General features: G+C 40.4%; 21 protein-coding genes and 1 riboswitch. Of the genes, 14 read left to right on the top strand and 7 right to left on the bottom strand.

What is annotated here, in order from left to right; all coding sequences use genetic code 11:
- The first annotated feature begins 18 nt into the window (after positions 1-18).
- Positions 19-414, top strand: a complete 396-nt coding sequence (spxA, locus tag ACTJJQ_RS01660; RefSeq protein ID WP_003211421.1) for a transcriptional regulator SpxA — start codon at positions 19-21, stop codon at positions 412-414.
- 40 nt (positions 415-454) lie between these two features.
- Here spxA and ACTJJQ_RS01655 read toward each other — a convergent pair whose 3' ends face one another.
- Complete coding sequence (locus ACTJJQ_RS01655; protein ID WP_178930035.1) at positions 455-1,120, bottom strand: TerC family protein; 666 nt, start codon at positions 1,118-1,120, stop codon at positions 455-457.
- Positions 1,121-1,384: 264 nt separating this feature from the next.
- Here ACTJJQ_RS01655 and mecA point away from each other — a divergent pair, with 264 nt between their 5' ends.
- The 4 genes from mecA (at position 1,385) to pepF (ending at position 7,020) form a co-directional block, all read left to right on the top strand.
- Positions 1,385-2,050 (top strand): adaptor protein MecA, encoded by a 666-nt coding sequence (gene mecA / locus ACTJJQ_RS01650; protein ID WP_008348474.1) that lies wholly within the window; start codon positions 1,385-1,387, stop codon positions 2,048-2,050.
- 85 nt (positions 2,051-2,135) lie between these two features.
- Complete coding sequence (gene cls, locus ACTJJQ_RS01645) at positions 2,136-3,656, top strand: cardiolipin synthase (RefSeq protein WP_008348473.1); 1,521 nt, start codon at positions 2,136-2,138, stop codon at positions 3,654-3,656.
- Positions 3,657-3,818: 162 nt separating this feature from the next.
- On the top strand, positions 3,819-4,979 hold the full coding sequence (locus tag ACTJJQ_RS01640) for a competence protein CoiA (RefSeq protein WP_440599892.1): 1,161 nt from the start codon (positions 3,819-3,821) through the stop codon (positions 4,977-4,979).
- A 214-nt stretch (positions 4,980-5,193) separates the two neighbouring features.
- Positions 5,194-7,020, top strand: coding sequence for an oligoendopeptidase F (pepF, locus tag ACTJJQ_RS01635; protein WP_282706805.1), 1,827 nt, complete (start codon positions 5,194-5,196; stop codon positions 7,018-7,020).
- A gap of 231 nt (positions 7,021-7,251) precedes the next feature.
- Here the strand turns inward: pepF and ACTJJQ_RS01630 are convergent, their stop codons facing one another.
- The 5 genes from ACTJJQ_RS01630 to ACTJJQ_RS01610 all read right to left on the bottom strand — a co-directional run bounded on the left by ACTJJQ_RS01630 (position 7,252) and on the right by ACTJJQ_RS01610 (position 10,671).
- Positions 7,252-7,425, bottom strand: a complete 174-nt coding sequence (locus ACTJJQ_RS01630) for a hypothetical protein (RefSeq protein ID WP_035392421.1) — start codon at positions 7,423-7,425, stop codon at positions 7,252-7,254.
- 296 nt (positions 7,426-7,721) lie between these two features.
- Positions 7,722-8,633 (bottom strand): ClpXP adapter SpxH family protein, encoded by a 912-nt coding sequence (locus ACTJJQ_RS01625; RefSeq protein ID WP_007499002.1) that lies wholly within the window; start codon positions 8,631-8,633, stop codon positions 7,722-7,724.
- Positions 8,630-9,028 (bottom strand): globin domain-containing protein, encoded by a 399-nt coding sequence (locus tag ACTJJQ_RS01620; protein ID WP_007499001.1) that lies wholly within the window; start codon positions 9,026-9,028, stop codon positions 8,630-8,632. Before ACTJJQ_RS01620 ends, ACTJJQ_RS01625 begins: the two co-directional genes overlap by 4 nt.
- A gap of 277 nt (positions 9,029-9,305) precedes the next feature.
- Positions 9,306-10,070: a lytic transglycosylase domain-containing protein gene (locus ACTJJQ_RS01615; RefSeq protein WP_008348461.1), complete on the bottom strand. Its 765-nt coding sequence runs from the start codon at positions 10,068-10,070 to the stop codon at positions 9,306-9,308.
- Positions 10,071-10,095: 25 nt separating this feature from the next.
- Entirely contained in the window at positions 10,096-10,671 is a 576-nt protein-coding gene (locus ACTJJQ_RS01610; RefSeq protein WP_007498999.1) for a CYTH domain-containing protein, read from the bottom strand.
- Positions 10,672-10,888: 217 nt separating this feature from the next.
- Here ACTJJQ_RS01610 and ACTJJQ_RS01605 point away from each other — a divergent pair, with 217 nt between their 5' ends.
- The 4 genes from ACTJJQ_RS01605 (at position 10,889) to ACTJJQ_RS01590 (ending at position 13,694) form a co-directional block, all read left to right on the top strand.
- Positions 10,889-11,254 carry a hypothetical protein gene (locus tag ACTJJQ_RS01605; RefSeq protein ID WP_008348459.1) on the top strand — a complete coding sequence of 122 codons (366 nt, stop codon included), beginning with the start codon at positions 10,889-10,891 and terminating at the stop codon, positions 11,252-11,254.
- Between the two features lie 33 nt (positions 11,255-11,287).
- Positions 11,288-11,917, top strand: coding sequence for a GTP pyrophosphokinase (locus ACTJJQ_RS01600; RefSeq protein ID WP_008348457.1), 630 nt, complete (start codon positions 11,288-11,290; stop codon positions 11,915-11,917).
- A gap of 65 nt (positions 11,918-11,982) precedes the next feature.
- On the top strand, positions 11,983-12,783 hold the full coding sequence (locus ACTJJQ_RS01595) for an NAD kinase (protein ID WP_008355343.1): 801 nt from the start codon (positions 11,983-11,985) through the stop codon (positions 12,781-12,783).
- A 17-nt stretch (positions 12,784-12,800) separates the two neighbouring features.
- Complete coding sequence (locus ACTJJQ_RS01590) at positions 12,801-13,694, top strand: RluA family pseudouridine synthase (protein WP_440599939.1); 894 nt, start codon at positions 12,801-12,803, stop codon at positions 13,692-13,694.
- Between the two features lie 40 nt (positions 13,695-13,734).
- Here the strand turns inward: ACTJJQ_RS01590 and prpE are convergent, their stop codons facing one another.
- Positions 13,735-14,478: a bis(5'-nucleosyl)-tetraphosphatase PrpE gene (prpE, locus tag ACTJJQ_RS01585; RefSeq protein ID WP_440599891.1), complete on the bottom strand. Its 744-nt coding sequence runs from the start codon at positions 14,476-14,478 to the stop codon at positions 13,735-13,737.
- Positions 14,479-14,638: 160 nt separating this feature from the next.
- On the opposite strand from prpE, the gene ACTJJQ_RS01580 reads away from it, so the two are divergent.
- The 5 genes from ACTJJQ_RS01580 (at position 14,639) to thiS (ending at position 19,326) form a co-directional block, all read left to right on the top strand.
- Positions 14,639-16,486, top strand: a complete 1,848-nt coding sequence (locus ACTJJQ_RS01580) for a monovalent cation:proton antiporter family protein (protein WP_007498989.1) — start codon at positions 14,639-14,641, stop codon at positions 16,484-16,486.
- A gap of 53 nt (positions 16,487-16,539) precedes the next feature.
- Positions 16,540-16,649, top strand: a riboswitch (TPP riboswitch).
- Positions 16,650-16,727: 78 nt separating this feature from the next.
- On the top strand, positions 16,728-17,438 hold the full coding sequence (gene tenA / locus ACTJJQ_RS01575) for a thiaminase II (RefSeq protein ID WP_035392416.1): 711 nt from the start codon (positions 16,728-16,730) through the stop codon (positions 17,436-17,438).
- Positions 17,413-18,030 carry a thiazole tautomerase TenI gene (gene tenI, locus ACTJJQ_RS01570; RefSeq protein ID WP_035392414.1) on the top strand — a complete coding sequence of 206 codons (618 nt, stop codon included), beginning with the start codon at positions 17,413-17,415 and terminating at the stop codon, positions 18,028-18,030. The genes tenA and tenI overlap by 26 nt, the downstream gene beginning before the upstream one ends.
- The gene (gene thiO / locus ACTJJQ_RS01565) at positions 18,014-19,126 is read left to right on the top strand and encodes a glycine oxidase ThiO (RefSeq protein WP_035392410.1); all 1,113 of its coding nucleotides are present in this window, start codon (positions 18,014-18,016) and stop codon (positions 19,124-19,126) included. Before tenI ends, thiO begins: the two co-directional genes overlap by 17 nt.
- Positions 19,123-19,326 carry a sulfur carrier protein ThiS gene (gene thiS / locus ACTJJQ_RS01560; protein ID WP_017367025.1) on the top strand — a complete coding sequence of 68 codons (204 nt, stop codon included), beginning with the start codon at positions 19,123-19,125 and terminating at the stop codon, positions 19,324-19,326. The genes thiO and thiS overlap by 4 nt, the downstream gene beginning before the upstream one ends.

The raw sequence follows: 19,326 nt of genomic DNA, 5'->3' as shown, positions 1-19,326 counted from the left end.
ATTGAGGAGTGAAGATTTATGGTAACATTATACACATCACCAAGCTGTACATCATGTAGAAAAGCAAGAGCGTGGTTAGAAGAGCACAATATTCCATACCAAGAGAGAAATATCTTTTCTGAGCCTCTTTCAATCGATGAAATCAAAGAGATTCTTCGTATGACGGAAGATGGTACAGATGAAATTATCTCAACACGTTCTAAAGTATTCCAAAAACTAAATGTAAATGTTGAGACAATGCCGCTTCAACAATTGTATAAACTAATCAATGAGCACCCTGGTCTTCTAAGACGTCCAATTATTTTGGATGAAAAAAGACTGCAAGTTGGGTACAACGAAGATGAAATTAGACGTTTCCTTCCTAGAACGGTTCGTACATTCCAACTTCGAGAAGCTCAGCGACTTGCTAACTAATAGACAACACGAAAAGCTGCCGATCATTTGGCAGCTTTTTTTATTTATTTTCAGCCGTTTGTTCGTAAAAGAGACTGGCTAAAATAACGGTTGCGACGGTTAAAAAAGGAAGCAACAATTCAAGTGTTGTATGCTGCGCCATAAATTCATTCAGTTTTACATCACGGACAATCATTTCTCCGCCTGTAAAAGCTAAAAGGGCACTCCCTCCGTATAAAAGAATCGGAAACTTGGTTAGTGCTGCATGAATCAGCTTACTCCCCCAAATAATAATCGGAACTGAAATCATTAAGCCAAAGGCAGTGAGCACCATGTTCCCTTTAGCTGCCCCTGCAACAGCAATCACATTATCAAGTGACATAAAAAGATCTGCAATCACGATGGTCTGAACAGCACGCCAAAGGGAGCCGCTGCTTTTAATCCGAATGGATTCTTTCTTTTGTTCAATTAACAAATTGTATCCTATATAAAGGAGAAAGAGACCGCCGATAAATTGCAAATAGGGGATGGTCAATAAATAAACGGCAGCACCAGTCATGGTGATTCTCATCAGCACTGCCAAAAGTGTGCCGATCCATATGGCTTTGTTTCGTTTTTCATTTGATAAGCTTCGACTGGCCATCGCAATGATTAATGCATTATCTCCGCCTAATATGAGGTCTATGCCAATAATCATCAGTAAGGATACCATCCACTCTGTTTCCATCCAGTTCACCTCATTTTACTAAAATAGCTCGTACAACCAATATATGAGGACAATTCAAATATATGTTTCTGCAAGTTTTCTCTGCAAAAAATGCGTTTTTATTTCTTTTATTCATGTTTTATCATAAAATAGACAGTACACAGCAATACCTCATTTCTTTAAATGGTTAACATGTAGACGGAACGGGTAAAGTGTAGTAAAGTACTATTAATTGGGAGCTTGTATGTCCCTTCAACATCTTATATAGAAGGGAAGGTTGGCAAAATGGAAATCGAAAGAATAAATGAACATACAGTCAAATTTTATATTTCCTACGGTGATATTGAAGATCGCGGTTTTGACCGTGAAGAGATTTGGTATAATCGTGAGCGCAGTGAAGAGCTGTTCTGGGAAGTGATGGACGAAGTGCACGAAGAAGAAGAATTTGCAGTAGAGGGACCACTTTGGATTCAAGTACAGGCACTTGATAAAGGTCTTGAAATTGTCGTGACAAAAGCCCAACTTTCTAAAGATGGACAAAAGCTCGAATTGCCGATTCCAGAAGATAAAAAAGATCAAACAGATGAAGAAAGTTTAGATGCTCTGCTTGATGATTTTCATAAAGAAGAGCAAGATCAAGAAGATCATAATGAGAAGGACAAAAAACTTCAACTTCAGTTCGTATTGAAAATGGATGACTTTGAAGATTTGATTGCACTTTCTCAATTAAATATGCAGGATTTTACGACAAGTTTATATTCGTTTGAAAACCGTTATTATCTATATGTTGACTTCCACGAGGATTTGTCAGATGAGCAGGTGGAGAATAAGCTTAGTATTCTGCTTGAATATGCTCATGAATCAGTGGTCAGCATCTACAGACTGCAAGAATACGGTCAGCTGATTGTCAAAGAGAATGCGCTTGAAACGATTCAACAGCACTTCTCGTAACAACCAAAAGTCGATTTCTATAGAGGAATCGACTTTTTTATCTGAATGAAAAAGTAAATAAAGTGATCGGCAAGGAGAAAATGAAATGAGAAATGTAGTCAAAGTTCTATTTTTTCTTATCATTACGATAGGTGCTTATTTGATTATCCAAATTTTTGCCGGTGATCTAGCGGTAAGTGTATTAAGTTCCGTCAGTGTTCTATTCACTTTATCGATTATCTTCATCGGGTTTGTCATTTTCTTAGAAAACAGAAATCCCTCTCAAACGATTACGTGGCTTGTGCTGCTTGGGAGCTTTCCGCTTTTCGGGTTTTTGTTTTATATTTTCTTTGGACGCAATATTAAAAAGCGCAGACTTTTTGAAAAGAAAGCGGTACTGGATGAACAGCTTGTCCAAGAAGATGAACGTATCCACAGAGAAGCAATTGAAAAAATGACTCATATGGGTGACCATCAGCAGCTCTTATTTAAGCTGGCCCACAGACTTGGACATACCCCTATTACGTATCGCACATCCTCTAAAGTTCTGACCAATGGAGAAGAAACGTTCTCTCATATTTTTGAAGAGATCAAAAAAGCAACACATCACATTCATCTAGAATATTATATTCTCCGTCATGATGATCTGGGACAAGAATTAAAGGACATTTTAATCGAGAAAGCAAAAAGTGGTGTGATTGTCCGCTTTTTATATGATGATGTAGGCAGCCTAAAACTCTCCCGTCAATATATTGCTGACTTAGAAAAGGCTGGCGTGCAGATCGTTCCGTTTTTACCAGTGAGACTGCCCTTATTAAATAATAAAATCAATTTCCGAAATCACCGGAAAATCGTGGTGATTGATGGAGAAGTAGGATTTGTCGGCGGACTTAACATTGGGGACGAATATATGGGCAGAAGCAGACAATATGGATTTTGGCGTGATACCCACCTGATGATTAAAGGTGAGGCCGTTCGTGATTTGCAGCAGATTTTTATGCAGGATTGGTATTACATGACCAATGAAAGATGCTCGGGTGTGGATTATTTTAAAGATTTCAGCCATATGGAGAGTCGAGCAGAAGGCGTACAAATGATTGCGGGTGGTCCTGATAAACAGTGGGAAGTCATTAAAAATCTTTTTTTCTCCATGATTATCTCCGCAAAAAAATCAATTTGGATTGCTTCACCATATTTTGTACCTGATGATGATATTTTGTCCGCACTGAAAATTGCTGCGTTGAGCGGAGTCGATGTGCGAATCATTGCGCCGAAAAATCCAGATAAACGCATCGTATTTCATGCGTCCCGTTCATACTTCCCCGAACTTTTAGAAGCAGGTGCGAAGGTATACGAATATGATCAAGGCTTTATGCATAGTAAGTTTATCATTGTGGATAGTGAGCTAGCATCAATTGGTACAGCAAATATGGATATGAGAAGTTTTCATCTGAACTTTGAAGTGAATGCTTTCCTCTATAAAACAAAAAGCACAGAGAAGCTGGTCAACGATTTCTTAGGTGATTTAGAGCAGTCACATGAAATTGTTCCAGAAGAATTTGCGAAGAGACCTTTGAGGGTGAGGCTGTTTGAATCAACAGCGAGATTATTATCACCCCTTTTATAAAAATTGTATTTTCCCCCTTTTCTAAAAGGGGGATTTTTTATTTTACTAAGGGAAAGTAGGTTAAAATCGTGTTTTGATACGATAAAAGTTCATTTTCGATATTCGCTTCCTGATGAGAGAAAAAGCTATAATACGGTCATCAAAGAGCAAGGGGCGAAATATATGAATGCAGCGATCATGGAGAATGGCAAGTTGATTCGCATCACACAACATCTGACTAAAAGGCGGCTAGAGCATGTAAGAGCTACGTGCAAATTTTACTGTCCTGAATGTAGGCAGGAGGTTCTATTAAAGCTAGGTGAGCATCGTGTCCATCATTTTGCACATAAACAGCTCTCGGCATGTCCATTAGCGTCCACCGGTGAAACAGTTTATCATCAGACAGGGAAAATGGCTCTTAAGGATTGGCTCACGCAGCTTGGATATGAGCCGTTACTAGAGAAATATGTTTCAAACATTCAGCAGCGCCCTGATGTGACCGTTGCTATAGAAAATAAAAGCTATGCCATCGAATTTCAATGTGCAAATATTTCGTGGAAAGAGCTACATAAACGAACGGAAGGTCTCCATGCTGCGGGGCTCTATCCTATATGGATCATAGGGGCGAATCGTTTAAAACGAATGGCTGGCCAGCTCTTTTCATTCTCCTCCATTCATTGGGGAATTTTAAGGCAGTCAAAGAATAGGAGACTCATTTTTTATTGTCCGATCCAAAATAGATTCATCCACCTGGATCAACTTCTCGTGTTTCAGCCAACGAAAATATGTGCCTCAATGACCGTTAGACCGCCTTCAGCTTATCGCCAACTACCAGCACTCTTATCTGTTTCCTCGAGCAATCATCAATTGTATAAAGAGTGGCTCAAGTGTATTCGGCAATTTAGGGAGCGGCCACCCCGCATTTTAGCAAATGAAAGCAAGCGTTTAAGAACCATTTTTTATGAGCATCATCAAACAGCATGGCCATTTCTACCGACAGAATTATTTATCCCCCTGACAGAAGCATATATCTTTTCAAGCCCTGTTTATGTGTGGCAAGGATGTCTTTATGATTGGATGGTTAGAAAGGGAAAAGAACAAGTGACCATTCATCTTCTTTTAAAAGAAATTGAGCGATGTGTCCAGAATAAAGAAGTGAAGCTCCGATATGCCAATGTCACAATAGAAGAAATCAAAGGGGTGATCATTTCATATGTACGGGCGCTTGTGAATCTAGGGTTTTTATACATGACGAAAGAGGGTAATTATCAAGTAACGTCGAATCAAAAGCCTATACGAACAGCAGATGAAGCGATAAAACGAGATGCTTTCTTATTTCATTAGCATGTTTCAAGCCCACTTTGATCATGATAAGAAAAAGGTGGTGCTGCTATTGAATAGAAAGAAACGCTTTTTTATCATTTTTTTAGTTTGTTTGGTATTTATTTCTGCATATGATTTGACAAATATAGCTCAAAACAAAGAAGATAAATACAACACCAATTTCTTTCACTTTCCGAAAGGTTGGTTCAACACAACTCATGCAAGGGGGATTCATATGACTTCACAAAATAACAACAATCATTTACCAGACAGAAGCGAAGTAAAAGAAGAAAACAAATGGCGCCTTGAAGATATTTTTGAAAGTGTCGATTCTTGGAATAAGGAATTCGAAGCTGTAAAAAAAGAAATTCCGAAGCTCGCCCAATTTAAAGGCAAGCTGGCCCATTCTGCTGATGTCTTGTATGAAGCCCTAACATTTCAGGATCAACTTTCTGAAAAGCTTGGTAAGCTTTATACATATGCGCACATGAAATACGATGAAGATACAACAAATTCATCATTTCAGGCTTTAAATGATAAAGCATCCAATTTATTTACACAGCTGTCTAGTACATCTGCCTATATTGTTCCGGAAATTTTATCTATTCAAGAAGATAAGCTGCAGCAATTTATTTTGGAAAAAGAAGAATTAAAACTTTATTCTCACGCTCTCGAAGAAATTAACAAAGAGCGTCCGCATATTTTAAGTGAGGAGCAAGAAGCTTTATTAGCTGAAGCCTCTGAACCTTTATCAACATCATCCACTACGTTTAGTATGTTTAATAATGCAGATATTTCGTTCCCTTCTGTTAAGGATGAAAATGGAGAAGAAAAGAAAATTACTCATGGCAACTTCATTACCTTTTTAAACAGTGATGATCGTGAAGTGAGAAAGAATGCTTTTAAAGCCGTTTATAAAACGTATGATCAATATAAGAATACTTTGGCGTCTACACTCAGCGGCTCGATTAAAAAGGATAATTTTTATGCGAAAGTACGTCATTACAAATCTGCAAGAGAAGCAGCGTTATCACGCAACAGTATTCCTGAAGAAGTGTATGACAATCTAATTGATACAGTTCATCAATATTTACCGTTATTACACCGCTACATTGAATTGCGTAAAAAGGTATTAAAGCTTGATGAAGTGCACAATTATGACTTGTATACACCATTAGTAAAAGATGCTGGCATGAAGCTGACCTATGATGAAGCAAAGGATTATATGCTGAAAGGGTTAGCGCCATTAGGAGAAGAATATGTTTCGGTATTAAAAGAGGGACTCGAAAATCGCTGGGTAGACGTTTATGAGAATAAAGGGAAACGAAGCGGCGCGTATTCTTCTGGAAGCTATGGTACGAATCCTTATATCTTAATGAACTGGCAAAATAATATTGATAATTTATTTACGCTGGCTCATGAATTTGGTCACTCTGTTCATAGCTACTATACAAGAAAGCATCAGCCATATCCGTACGGAAACTACAGCATTTTCGTAGCGGAAGTAGCTTCTACAACAAATGAAGCATTACTAGGCGAATACTTACTCAATCATTTAGAGGACAAAAAGCAGCGCTTGTATGTGCTCAATCACTTGTTAGAAGGATTTAGAGGGACGGTATTCAGACAAACGATGTTTGCAGAGTTCGAGCACCTGATTCATGTGAAAGCGCAAGAAGGGGAGGCATTAACGCCAGAGTTTATGACAAACCTGTATTACGACCTGAATAAGAAGTATTTTGGCGACGGTATGGTTGTGGATAAGGAAATCGGATTAGAATGGACGCGAATTCCGCATTTCTATTACAACTATTATGTGTATCAATATGCGACAGGCTATAGTGCGGCTCAGGCATTAAGTAAACAAATTTTAGAAGAAGGGAAACCTGCAGTGGAGCGCTATACAGACTTCCTTAAAGCAGGAAGCTCTGACTATCCAATTAACGTGCTGAAAAAAGCTGGTGTAGATATGGCATCAAAAGAACCAATTGAGGCAGCATGTCAATTGTTTGAAGAAAAATTAAAGGAAATGGAAGAGCTCATCTCAAAGACTGGTGAGTAACGAGAAGACTTCTGTCAGATGTGTGAGTGCAAACTCACCTTTTGGCAGGAGTTTTTTCTTGAAATAAAAAAGACCAGATTGTTGACAAAGGGCTAAAATGAACTTGATTTTAGCCCTTTGACTTCTTTTTAGCGTGATAGAAAACCTTTGCACGGAGGACTGACACCGAATGCGAGGGTTTGCCTACACGCTAGACCTCGTCTATATGAACGAGGTTTGTACATTCAATGATTACGATTTAAAACCTTTGAAGGTTTTTCGGTAATTCATTCGATAGAGTGTAAAGAGAATGGAAGCGAATAGGAGTGGAGATGTCAGGTAAAGAGGCAGCATCTTCATTAAGCCTAATATATTTAAACAGAAACATAAGCCAATGGCAACAAGTCCAATGGTTGTGCTGCGCATGCAGATCCCCCCATTTTTTTGTTACTTTCACTATATGAAAGTGACAGTCCTCTTATGTTTTGTGACAAAAATATGAACATATAGTATATCGGTTGTCATAAGTCGACAAAATTTGATATACTACAGATGTGAAATTAATCACATACAAACATTACCCCTTTGTTTGACCGTGAAAAATTTCTCCCATCCCCTTTGTTGTCGTTAAGACATAGTGAAACCGCGCTTATCCCGGCGCGGTTTCTTCGTACTTATAAATAGAACAAGTGTTCCTTTGGGAGTGAAGAAAAAAACATGGGTCAGCACCCATGTTCATTCTCACAGCGGTAGACATCAAGATCTGAATGATTGTCTCCTTCTGTATAACGCCAAAACATTTCTTGATGTACTTGTACACGTTCTACCTTTTTAGCAAATGCGAGCTTTTTCATCTCGCGTTCAACTTCTTCAAGTGTCAGGTCATATACAACGGCAATTTCTTTTGCTGATGCAAATTGAAAGTAAGCGATAAACCATTCAATTGGCGGTCGTTCTGAAGGTGTTGGTTTTTCGCCAATCATTTCAAAGAGAATTTCCTCGTAAATATCATAAGAATATGCACCTGAAATCTTTAATCCTTCTTCACCATTGATCGTATTAAAAAAGGCGAAAGTGGGAAGCTCAGACACATCCATTTCAGCTGCGATTTTCATATCACATTGGAGCGCTTTGACAGCACTTTGAGAATGGATATCTCGCTGGAACTCTTCAATGTCCAGTCCAGCCGTTTTTGCATTTTCTAGCAAGACTTGTTCACTGGTGACGTCCTGCTGATGGCAAAAAAGCGATTCTTGAATGAGTCGTAAAAATTTCATTCCGCATTTTCTGCCCTGAAGTTCAGCTGCTTTTAATGCAAGAGAGGCGAGATAAGGTGATGTCACAATTTGTTCAGACAGCATTTGTTCTTTTTTGGTCTGAGTTTTCGTGGCAAATTTCCCCCACGCTTCGGTTAGCAAATGTTTTTTTCGTTTCCGGTTTAAAGCATTAATACTAGAACTTGTAACCGTTCGTAAAGTGAAGAAACGGCCATATTTCATTTTCAACTTTTTAATTGATGGCTCTAATAACCAGCAGTCCGGGCTAAGAGGATCAATGAATACATAGATTTCAATCGGCTTTTGAGGATGTCCGTGACAATGTGAGAAATATTGCTCATGCGGATTGCAGCTCAAGATCGTCCGTCCTTTTCAGGTATTTGGTTGACCATGTGACGAGCCGTCAAAGACAGTCGCTCAAATAAAAAGTCACGAATATCGCCGGTTAGTCCTACTTGATCCATTGCATCCTCCATGCATTCAAGCCATGCGTCCGCTCGCTCCTCAGTAATCGGAAAAGGGAGATGTCTCGCCCGTAGCATTGGGTGACCATGCTCCTCAGTATAAAGCGGCGGTCCGCCTAAATATTGAGTTAAGAACTGTTTTTGTTTTCTTGCTGTTTCTTTTAAGTCATCCGGGAAAATAGGATGAAGCAAAGGATGACACTTTACATTTTCATAAAAAGTATCAACAAGTTGCGATAGAAGTTCCTCTCCAACCGCTTCGTAAGGTGCGTTAAACGATTGTACCATGTTGACTACTCCTTTAACTCGTAGCTAATAGGATGGCTCACCCTATTGCGAATTTCATGTATTTCAAAAGTGATATTCAGTTTGTTCTATTTTGTTGTTTCTATTCTTGTATACTTATTTTAACAACCTCTACTCAATTCCACAAACAAACCGCTTTGGTCCTTTGGGAATAGTGAGGGAGACAGGTTCCGTGTTCAATTGACCATATCATAACACATTCAGTCAAAAAAGGGTGAAAAGCGACATACAAAAAACCGAAGAGGTTATTCTCTTCGGTTTAGGCGAAATATTGAGCTGTGATTTTCTTTACATAATTTTGTGTTTCTTTAAATGGAGGAATGCCTCCGTACTTATCTACATTCCCTGAGCCTGCGTTATAAGCGGCTAAGGCAAGTGAGACATTTCCATTATATTTTTGCAGCATTTGTTTTAAATACTTCGTTCCGCCTTCAATGTTTTGGGCTGCATCAAAGGCATTGTTCACGCCAAGTGATTTAGCAGTAGACGGCATAAGCTGCATCAGTCCAAGTGCACCAGCATGGCTGACAGCATTCGTGCGATAACCGGATTCTTGCTTGATCACTGCGTGGATCAGCTTTTCTGGAACTCCGTGCTTTTGAGCCATTTGTGAGACGATCTGATTAATCTCTTTTGATGAAGAGCCTGAAACAGCTTTTTGAAGCGGTGGTGTGTAGCTGTTATTTAAGACGTTTCCAATACCATTTGCGGTATTCAATTGGCTGTCATTTGCATAAAGAGACTGAGATTGAAGCTGTTCACTGCCCGCTATCGCAGATAAATATGGGTTCATTCGTGCATATTGCGTGTTCGGAGACGTTGATGGGTCCGATCCCATGAAAGCAGAAATGGAAAGCGGGAGACGAGATAATTCTGATCCGCCTAAAAAATCTTGCAACAGCGACTGGAATGAAGTCTCAGCGCTTGATTCTTGTCCAGCTGTGAGTTGTGTTTGTCCATTATCAGATTGTAACGTTTTGAGTGCTTGAAGCTGCATAAAGGATTGAAGTTGATTGACGTTCATCATGTTCCTCCTTCAAGGAATTCATCTATTCTTTTGTTTTCATTTTTTCTTCATAAAAACGTACGACTTTGTTTTTCGTGTGTCTTGGTGGGATCTGAAATTGCTGAAGCAATGCTGTGAAAGCGGCTTGTCCAATGTCTAAATCGCTCACTTCAAATTCAAGTTCATAGTCCTCTACTGTTAAATATCGGCTGTGATCCAAAACAATTAAGCCTTCTTTGATCATTTTTTCTGCTCTTGACGTTTCCAGTGAACCAAAATACACGATTTGATCCTTTTGAATGTGAAGGTGTACTAATCTGTCTGCCACTTCACCTTCTGGCAGGTGGAAATGTTCAAGACTTGCGGGAGGATCGATCGTTTGGTGAGTTTCCAAAAGGCCGATCTCATGCGGTTCCTTTAATGTGAGGACCCACTGCCCGCCTTTTTCTCTCATTCGTAATGCAGCGAATTTGGATTTTATATCAAATTGAGGTGTATCAAAATAATAGTTGGTTTGAGTGTGGAAGTCCTCGTCCTTTAATTGAAAATATTCTTTTAACTGTTCAAATTCTTCTTTCATTAATAATTGTTTTAGTTCTATCTCAATTTCCTGTGCCATTTTGACATCAACCTTTCATTTAGAGGAAATATGATTATTGTACATGAAAAGTTTCATTTTTTCTTATTTATTCCTTAAAAAGAGACGTATATAGATGCTAAATGAGGCAAAATGAACAACGAAATGGAGAAATCAAATTTTCTCAAAAAGTTCGGTTTATCAATATTGAACTTGATATGATAAAATAAAGCTGTACTTTGTTGTAAAGGAGATCATGATGCAAAACAGAATTGAAATCACAGAAGCAACTTTAAAAGAAGACAGGCTGATCTTGACGGTCCAGTCAGATGAGCAAATTCAAAAAGCAAAAGCATCAGGACAAATGCTTGTTGATTCTGATCACTTTGCGTTCGTTTACATACTTGAGACTGAGGAGTCTTTTACGTATCTTATTTTAGGAGAACATACATGGGCTCCATTAAAAGAAGCAATGAATCGTGAAATCCCTGTCTATTTGGCGGCGGAAGAGCAAACGCTAGAACTCATTCAACTTCATCAGGAATTAAACTATTTAATCGACAATATTAAAGACAATGCCAATTACGGAGATATGGAAGAGAAAGTGAAGAGCACATTCCTCTGAAATAATTAGGTATTTGGAATTGGGGGAAGTTTCATGGACAAAAAACAATGGGATCAATTCCTCGCACCATATAAGCAAGCAGTCGAAGAATTAAAAGTGAAACTAAAAGGCATTCGAAAACTGTATGAATTTGAGGATGACCATTCACCAGTAGAATTTGTCACTGGCCGAGTGAAACCCGTTGCCAGCATATTGGAAAAGGCAAAGCGTAAAAACATCCCGATGCATGAGATTGAAACAATGCAAGATATTGCAGGGCTTCGCATTATGTGCCAATTTGTAGAAGATATACAAGTCGTCAAGAAAATGCTTCAGTCACGAAAAGATTTCGTGGTTGTAGATAAACGCGACTACATTGCAGAACATAAAGAAAGCGGATACCGCTCGTACCACCTTGTTGTGTTATATCCGCTGCAAACGATCAATGGAGAGAAGCAGCTCCTCGTCGAAATCCAAATCCGTACATTAGCCATGAACTTTTGGGCGACCATCGAGCATTCTCTGAATTATAAATATAGCGGGAATATCCCGGAGAAGGTCAAGCAGCGCCTTCAAAGAGCTTCTGAAGCAGCATCTCTTCTTGATGATGAGATGTCTGAAATCAGAGGGGAAATTCAAGAAGCGCAAGTGGCATTTTCCCGGAAAAAGAAAAACGATAGCTAAGCCTAAGCTTGATCAAATATGATGCTGCTTTCTCGTCGCAGCAAGGTGGAAAAGGAGAAGAATTCATGAAATTTGCAGTTTCTTCGAAAGGGAATTCTGTATCTGACACACTTAAAAATAAAATACAGACCTACTTATTGGATTTTGGAATGGAATTAAATGAAGAGGAACCCGATCTCGTCATTACAGTTGGCGGAGACGGAACCCTTTTATACGCTTTTCACCGGTATAGCAACCGTCTGAACGAAACCGCTTTTGTCGGCGTACATACAGGCCATCTTGGTTTTTATGCGGACTGGGTCCCGAGTGAAATTGAAAAGCTTGTGTTAGCCATTGCCAAAACGCCTTATCATATTGTGGAATATCCGATTCTTGAAGTCATCGTCAGGTACAACGATGGGGGCAGGGAAGAAAAATATTTAGCAATGAATGAATGTACGATTAAAAGTATGGAAGGTACGCTTGTGGCAGATGTTGAGATTAGGGGTCAGCTTTTTGAAACATTCAGAGGAGATGGTCTTTGTTTGTCTACACCATCTGGTAGTACAGCCTATAATAAGGCACTTGGCGGGGCTATTATTCACCCATCCATTAGGGCGATCCAGCTGGCAGAAATGGCTTCAATCAACAACAGAGTGTTTAGAACGGTCGGTTCGCCGCTCATTTTGCCGGACCACCATACGTGTGTGATCAAACCGATTAATGATGTGGATTTTCAGGTGACGATAGATCATTTGTCGCTGCTGCATAAAGATGTGAAATCCATTCAATGCCGAGTGGCAGACGAGAATGTCCGGTTTGCCCGATTTAGACCATTTCCGTTTTGGAAAAGGGTGCAAGATTCCTTTATCGGCAAAGGAGAATAAGAAAGAGGTTGTTCTCGCTGGAATACTTTAAGATAAACAAAACCATATCAGCCAACGAAGAAGGCAGGCTGCTGAAGGACTACTTAATCTATCTTGGCATTTCAAAACGAATGCTGACAGATATTAAATTTGATGGCGGTGACCTTCTGATTAATGGAGAGCATGTGACCGTGAGATATGAGCTGCGCGAGGGAGACAGGCTCACCATTTTATTTCCCGAGGAAAAAGTGAGTGAAGGGCTAAAACCTACGGCCATTCCGCTTGATATTTTATTTGAGGACGAGCACGTGCTTGTGCTGAATAAAAAGCCGTATATCCCATCGATTCCTTCTCGAGAGCACCCTGAGCATAGTATTGCAAATGGGGTGCTTCACCATTATGCTGAGCAGTCCGTCCGGCTGACTGTCCACTTGGTGAACCGTCTTGATCGTGATACTTCTGGTGTCATGTTAGTCGCTAAACATCGCTTTGCACACAGCCTTTTATCAAAGGCGCAGAAAAAAGGGGAAGTCAAGCGAACGTATAGAGCCATGACACATGGCATGATCACGCAAAAGGAAGGAACAATTAGAGCAAAAATTGCTCGAAAAGGGGACAGCATTATTGAACGAATGGTAGATGAGTCTGGTCAGGAAGCCGTAACACATTATACAGTGCGGTCGGTACATACTCATTTAGACATGTCTGATGTGTCCCTCACCCTTGAAACGGGAAGAACTCATCAAATTCGTGTTCACATGCAATTCCTTGGTCATCCGCTTGTTGGAGATACGCTATATGGTGGAACAAGCGAGAGAATAGGCAGGCAGGCACTTCATAGTGAAACCCTTGTTTTTCCGCATCCGATAACAGGGGAGTCCATGACCTTTTCGGCTCCTTTGCCGGATGATATGACATTATTGCTTCAGTAAACAAGTAAACCCGGTCACCTGTCATGGTGGACCGGGTTTTTTATTGCGTGAAATGCTGAAATCTTGAATCATCATATGGCATAGATGAAGGAACAGATACGGTCTCAAGCTCTGGATATCTAAGAGCAGAGAGCTGGTGGCCAAAGACGCAGCCTGTATCAATGTTAACCGTTCTACCGATAAATCTTGGTTCTTTTACGGGTGTATGCCCGTACACAATCCATGGTTTTCCGTGATATTCCTTTGCCCAGTCCTTCCTGACAGGTCGACCATCCGGCCATGTTTCTCCGGTGACTGCTCCAAATAATAGATAAGACCTCATCTGTTTGTTCGGTTTTTTGCCAATATCCTTTTCCTTCATCGCTGCGTGTGCAATGATCAGTTCATTCGGAATGAGTACATCATAAAGCGGTGCCTTTTCAAATAATTGTTTAAATTCACGTGATAAAATGGTTTGTTCATCATGCGGCAGTTTTTTGATTTCGTTTACCGTTGTTTCAATGCCGTGCAGTAATTTTACGGGATTTCCTTTCAAATAGCGATACAGCTTAAAACAGTGGTTGCCAGGCACATAGCGGATGGCGCCCTTAGAATAGGCGTGTATGACAAATTGCATCACGGCAACTGATCGAGGGCCGCGGTCTGTTAAATCACCAACAAGGGCCAGTGTTCTCTTATCAGGGTGGACAGGTAGTCCGTGTTTGAGTTCGTATCCTAGTTTGCGTATGAGGGTAAGCAGCTCTTCGTAGCAGCCGTGGATATCGCCGATGATATCGAATTTCATAAAGGTTCCTCCTGATTTTTTCATCCATTTATCGGATATAAAGAAGTTTGAATTTTAGAAAATATAACGAATGGCTTTCATTTCATTTGGGCAATTGTTAGAATCAATGCTTTAACGTAAAACTTAAAAATTAAACATGAATGTTAGGAGGCTTTAGCCAATGGAGCATACATCTGTTTCATCACTCGTTGTCGTTATTATTGTAGCCTTTTTCACCCCCATTTTATTGCACCGATTTAAGCTGACCATCCCGGTCGTTGTCGCTGAAATCATCATGGGGCTCATCATTGGAAAAAGCGGTCTTCAACTAGTTGTTGAACACGACGCATGGCTAGATACGTTATCCATGCTAGGTTTTATTTTTCTTATGTTTTTAAGTGGACTTGAAATAGATTTTTCTTCTTTTGAATCAAAGAAGAAAGCGCGAGAACTACCAAATGGATTAAAAGAACCGAATACATTTAAAACAGCGACCATTATTTTTGTTGGCGTATTTTGTATGTCCTTTATCCTGTCTTATGCGTTTGTCCTTGCAGGATTTATTCAAAATGCCTTTTTAATGACGCTTATTATTTCCACCATCTCATTGGGTGTGGTAGTTCCTACCTTAAAAGAGGAAAAGTTGATGCAAACGAATATTGGTCAAATCATTTTGCTTGTAGCCGTCATTGCTGATTTGGTGACAATGATTTTACTTGCTGTGTTTTCCTCCATTTATGGCGATGGAACAGGGAACATGTGGTTGCTCTTATTATTATTTGCGGCAGGTATTCTTCTTTATTTATTTGGCCGGGTATTTAAGACAAAGTCCATTTTTCAGTCCATGTCAAAAGGAACGGTGCAAATTGGGACAAGAGCCATCTTTACTCTCATTATAGTCTTAGTTGCCTTATCTGAATCACTCGGTGCTGAAAATATTCTGGGGGCTTTTTTAGCAGGTGTGCTTGTGTCTCTTCTTTCGCCTAATAAAGAACTCGTACAGCAGCTGGACTCATTTGGCTATGGATTTTTAATTCCGATCTTTTTTGTGATGGTCGGTGTGGACCTGAATATATGGTCACTCTTTAAAGATCCAACCATCATGATCATGATTCCGCTACTGTTTATTGCATTATTGCTTAGTAAACTCGTTCCGATTCTTTATTTAAAAAAATGGTATGACATGAAAAAGGTCATTGGTTCTGGTTTTTTATTAACCTCGACGTTATCCCTTGTCATTGCTGCTGCAACGATTGGTGAGCGGCTTGGTGTCATTGATCATAAAATGTCAGGAGCCCTTATTCTAGTCGCTGTGCTCACGAGTGTTTTAACGCCTGTTTGGTTTAAGGCGTTATTTAAACAAGAACGTGAAACCAATCATAAAAAGCGTGTGACGTTTATTGGAGCGAATCAGCTGACGTTACCTGTGACGCTTGATTTACATCAGGATGAATATGACATCCGTATTTTACACGTCTTTCAGGAAAATAAAGAAGCCTTGCTTGCTGACTCCATCTTTGAAGTTGAAGCGATTGAACAATATGACGATGATACGCTCAGGCAGGCTGGCATTGGGCAAGAGGATGTGCTCGTTGTGGCTACAGGCAGTGAAACGAAAAATAAGGAAATTGCTTTATTTGCAAAAGAAGAAGGGTCTAAACAAGTCATTGCAAGTGTTAACAAAGCGGAAGCCGAGCTGACTTTAAAGGAAGCAGGGATCGATACCTTTTCTAATTTCTTATCATCTAAAACGGTGCTGAGGGCATTGATTGAAGCACCTGATGCGATTCGCTTGTTAACAAATGAGGATTCTTCTTTGTATCAAATTCAAATGAACAATCATCGGTATCATAATGTCATGCTGAGGGAATTTCCTTTTACCGGCGATTTGGTGTTTGTCCGTATTTTTAGAGGAATTGACAGCTTAGTACCGCATGGGGATACGACGCTTAGAAGCGGTGACCGCGTGCTTGTGTCTGGCTCCCGGGAGTATGTGGCAGGACTTAGAGCCCAATTAGAGTTGCAATGAACCCTTGACCGATGAACAAATCCTGATTAAGATAGAGGTACAACAATATATGTTTGATCCACTAGGGGAGTCCTTTAAAAGGGCTGAGATAAAAGTGTAGACTTTTAGACCCTCATTACCTGAACAGGTTCATACCTGCGTAGGGAAGTGGTGCGGTGTTTGACTATGCTTTTTACAAATTCCAAACCACTTTCCACGCGGAAAGTGGTTTTTTTATATGGAAAAACAGGAGGAGAGGAACATGACATTTTCGAACGAATGTAAAGAAGCAGCAGCTAGATGGTGGAATGGGAGCTTTACACACCCTTTTGTAAAAGGGATTGGTGATGGCACACTTTCACTCGATCGTTTCACTTATTATGTGATGCAGGATTCGTACTATTTAACTCATTTTGCAAAAGTACAGTCATATGGAGCCGCCATTAGTGAGGACTTACATACGACAGGCAGAATGGCATATCATGCGCAGGGTACGTATGAAGCAGAGCTATCACTGCATAGAAAGTTCACAGAACTGCTCCAGATCTCTGATGAAGCGCTGGCAAACTTTAAACCTTCTCCAACTGCTTATGCATATACCTCGCATATGTACCGATCTGTGAAAAGCGGTCGTTTTGAAGAAATTTTAGCCGCATTATTGCCGTGCTACTGGCTTTATTATGAGGTAGGAGAAAAACTGAAACAAACAACACCTGACCATCCGATTTATCAAGAATGGATTTTGACATATGGTGGGGATTGGTTTAAAGAGCTTGTTTTTGAACAGGTGAACCGTTTTGATGAACTTGCAGAAAAAGCGCCAGAACATGTGCGGGCTAATATGAAAGAAAATTTCGTGATTTCAAGCTATTACGAATACCATTTCTGGGAGATGGCGTATGAAAAAGAAATGTGGCAGACAGCATGCTTAGATGGGGTTGGTGCAAATGGAACTCCACGCAGTGACAAATGATACGCTTCCTGTCAGGGAGCTCATCAAGCAAATAAAAGACATTGCGTCTGAAGTAGACTTTATTCATATTCGTGAACGATCGAAGGCAGCAGGTGAGCTGGTTCACCTCGTGAAACAACTACTAGCAGAAGGTGTTCCGAAAGAAAAGCTGATTATAAATGACCGAGTTGACGTTGCGCTGCTGACCAATATTCACCGGGTTCATCTTCCAGGACACAGCTTTTCGCCAAAGGAATTAAGACAAAAATTTCCTCACCTCCATGCGGGGGTATCGGTTCATTCGATAGAAGAAGCCAAAGCAGCAGAGAAGAACGGGGCAGAGTATGTCATGTTTGGGCATGTGTATGATACCGCATGCAAACCCGGACTTCAGGCGAGAGGCATAAAGATTGTGGAAGACATGACTTCTTCGCTGTCCATTCCAGTCGTTGTCATTGGTGGAATCACACCAGAACGACTGCCAGAATTGATGCATGTTGATTTAAAGGGAATAGCCGTCATGTCGGGGATTTTTGCTCATCCTCAGCCGCGCAAAATGGCGCAAATATTTTCTAAAAAGCGAAAGGAGAATCCTTATGAACAAGCATTATGATGTTGCAATCATTGGTGGTGGAATCATAGGGATGTCGATCGCTTATCACCTTGCAAAAGCAGGAAAGCAGATTGTCTTATTTGAGGCAAATGAGATCGGGAAGCAAACGACGAGTGCGGCTGCTGGCATGCTGGGTGCACATGCTGAAGGAGAAGGTGATGAGGATATTTTCTTTCAAGTAGGCAGACAAAGTCAGGCTTTATATGAAAAATTAACAGTCGACCTTCAGCATGAATCGGGCATTGATATTCGGACATCAGTGGGCGGAATTATGAAGGTGGCTTTTACAGAACAAGAAAAGCGTGCGCTTTGCCGGATGCAGCATTTGCCCACATTTGAATGGCTTGAAGCAAGCAGCGTAAAAGAACGTATGCCTCAAATAGCAGATGACATCGTAGGAGCAGGCTTGATAGCAGATGATGTACATGTCGAGCCATATGCGGTATGCAGGGCTTTTTGGCAGGCGGCTGTTCGGCACGGAGCGGATGTGAAGGAGTTTACCCCTGTTATCGATGTGAAGAGGGGAAAAGAAACATTGACAGTCAGTACAGCTAAAGGCATCTTCACATGTGATCATCTGACTGTAGCAAGTGGTGTATGGTCAGGCCGTTTTTTAGAAGAACTGGGTTTATCACATTCTCTCTATCCCGTAAAAGGAGAATGCGTGTCTGTTTGGAATAACGGTCCAGCGCTTGCACACACCATCTATCATGATCATTGTTATATCGTTCAAAGGGATAGCGGTAAGCTAGTGATTGGTGCAACGATGAAGCCGAATGACTGGCAGGCCATTCCGACACTTGGCGGTATTGAAGCAGTTATTCACAAAGCATCTCAGCTCATGCCTTCTATTCGAGAGATGCCGATTGATCAATGCTGGGCAGGTCTTCGGCCAGCGACAAGCGACCGGCACCCCTATATCGGAAAACATCCAGAAGACGAGCGTATTCTTTTTGCAACGGGACATTACCGAAATGGCATTTTACTTGCGCCAATTACGGGGGAAATCATTCGCGGCTTGATAGTAGGCGAGTCTGTTCACAAGGAATGGCTTCATGCGTTTCGTATTGGGCGAAAGGAGGCATTGTTCGTATGAAAATTCAATTGAATGGAAGAATGGTTGATTTCGATAAGGAAAATGGCACGATTTTTGATCTGCTGTCAGCCTATCAACTTGAAAACCGAGTGGTGATCGTTGAAAAAAATCAAGAAATTATAGATAAAGAAGCCTTTCAACAGGTAAAAATTCAACCAAATGACACGATTGAAATCGTTCACTTTGTAGGAGGAGGATGA

Source organism: Bacillus sp. 22483 (assembly GCF_052044605.1).
In the GTDB taxonomy this organism is placed as follows: Bacteria; Bacillota; Bacilli; order Bacillales; family Bacillaceae; genus Bacillus; species Bacillus altitudinis.
This window is presented reverse-complemented; position numbering and strand designations above follow the sequence as displayed.

What these genes read in the sequence shown, in the direction of transcription:
- ACTJJQ_RS01605 (WP_008348459.1), top strand. Translation starts at nt 10,889, where the DNA reads ATGCAAAACAGAATTGAAATCACAGAAGCAACTTTAAAAGAAGACAGG.
- spxA (WP_003211421.1), top strand. Translation starts at nt 19, where the DNA reads ATGGTAACATTATACACATCACCAAGCTGTACATCATGTAGAAAAGCA.
- ACTJJQ_RS01655 (WP_178930035.1), bottom strand. Translation starts at nt 1,120, where the DNA reads ATGGAAACAGAGTGGATGGTATCCTTACTGATGATTATTGGCATAGAC.
- ACTJJQ_RS01595 (WP_008355343.1), top strand. Translation starts at nt 11,983, where the DNA reads ATGAAATTTGCAGTTTCTTCGAAAGGGAATTCTGTATCTGACACACTT.
- ACTJJQ_RS01580 (WP_007498989.1), top strand. Translation starts at nt 14,639, where the DNA reads ATGGAGCATACATCTGTTTCATCACTCGTTGTCGTTATTATTGTAGCC.
- pepF (WP_282706805.1), top strand. Translation starts at nt 5,194, where the DNA reads ATGACTTCACAAAATAACAACAATCATTTACCAGACAGAAGCGAAGTA.
- tenA (WP_035392416.1), top strand. Translation starts at nt 16,728, where the DNA reads ATGACATTTTCGAACGAATGTAAAGAAGCAGCAGCTAGATGGTGGAAT.
- ACTJJQ_RS01640 (WP_440599892.1), top strand. Translation starts at nt 3,819, where the DNA reads ATGAATGCAGCGATCATGGAGAATGGCAAGTTGATTCGCATCACACAA.
- ACTJJQ_RS01615 (WP_008348461.1), bottom strand. Translation starts at nt 10,070, where the DNA reads ATGAACGTCAATCAACTTCAATCCTTTATGCAGCTTCAAGCACTCAAA.
- ACTJJQ_RS01630 (WP_035392421.1), bottom strand. Translation starts at nt 7,425, where the DNA reads ATGCGCAGCACAACCATTGGACTTGTTGCCATTGGCTTATGTTTCTGT.
- thiS (WP_017367025.1), top strand. Translation starts at nt 19,123, where the DNA reads ATGAAAATTCAATTGAATGGAAGAATGGTTGATTTCGATAAGGAAAAT.
- mecA (WP_008348474.1), top strand. Translation starts at nt 1,385, where the DNA reads ATGGAAATCGAAAGAATAAATGAACATACAGTCAAATTTTATATTTCC.
- ACTJJQ_RS01620 (WP_007499001.1), bottom strand. Translation starts at nt 9,028, where the DNA reads ATGGTACAATCGTTTAACGCACCTTACGAAGCGGTTGGAGAGGAACTT.
- cls (WP_008348473.1), top strand. Translation starts at nt 2,136, where the DNA reads ATGAGAAATGTAGTCAAAGTTCTATTTTTTCTTATCATTACGATAGGT.
- tenI (WP_035392414.1), top strand. Translation starts at nt 17,413, where the DNA reads ATGGAACTCCACGCAGTGACAAATGATACGCTTCCTGTCAGGGAGCTC.
- ACTJJQ_RS01600 (WP_008348457.1), top strand. Translation starts at nt 11,288, where the DNA reads ATGGACAAAAAACAATGGGATCAATTCCTCGCACCATATAAGCAAGCA.
- ACTJJQ_RS01610 (WP_007498999.1), bottom strand. Translation starts at nt 10,671, where the DNA reads ATGGCACAGGAAATTGAGATAGAACTAAAACAATTATTAATGAAAGAA.
- prpE (WP_440599891.1), bottom strand. Translation starts at nt 14,478, where the DNA reads ATGAAATTCGATATCATCGGCGATATCCACGGCTGCTACGAAGAGCTG.
- thiO (WP_035392410.1), top strand. Translation starts at nt 18,014, where the DNA reads ATGAACAAGCATTATGATGTTGCAATCATTGGTGGTGGAATCATAGGG.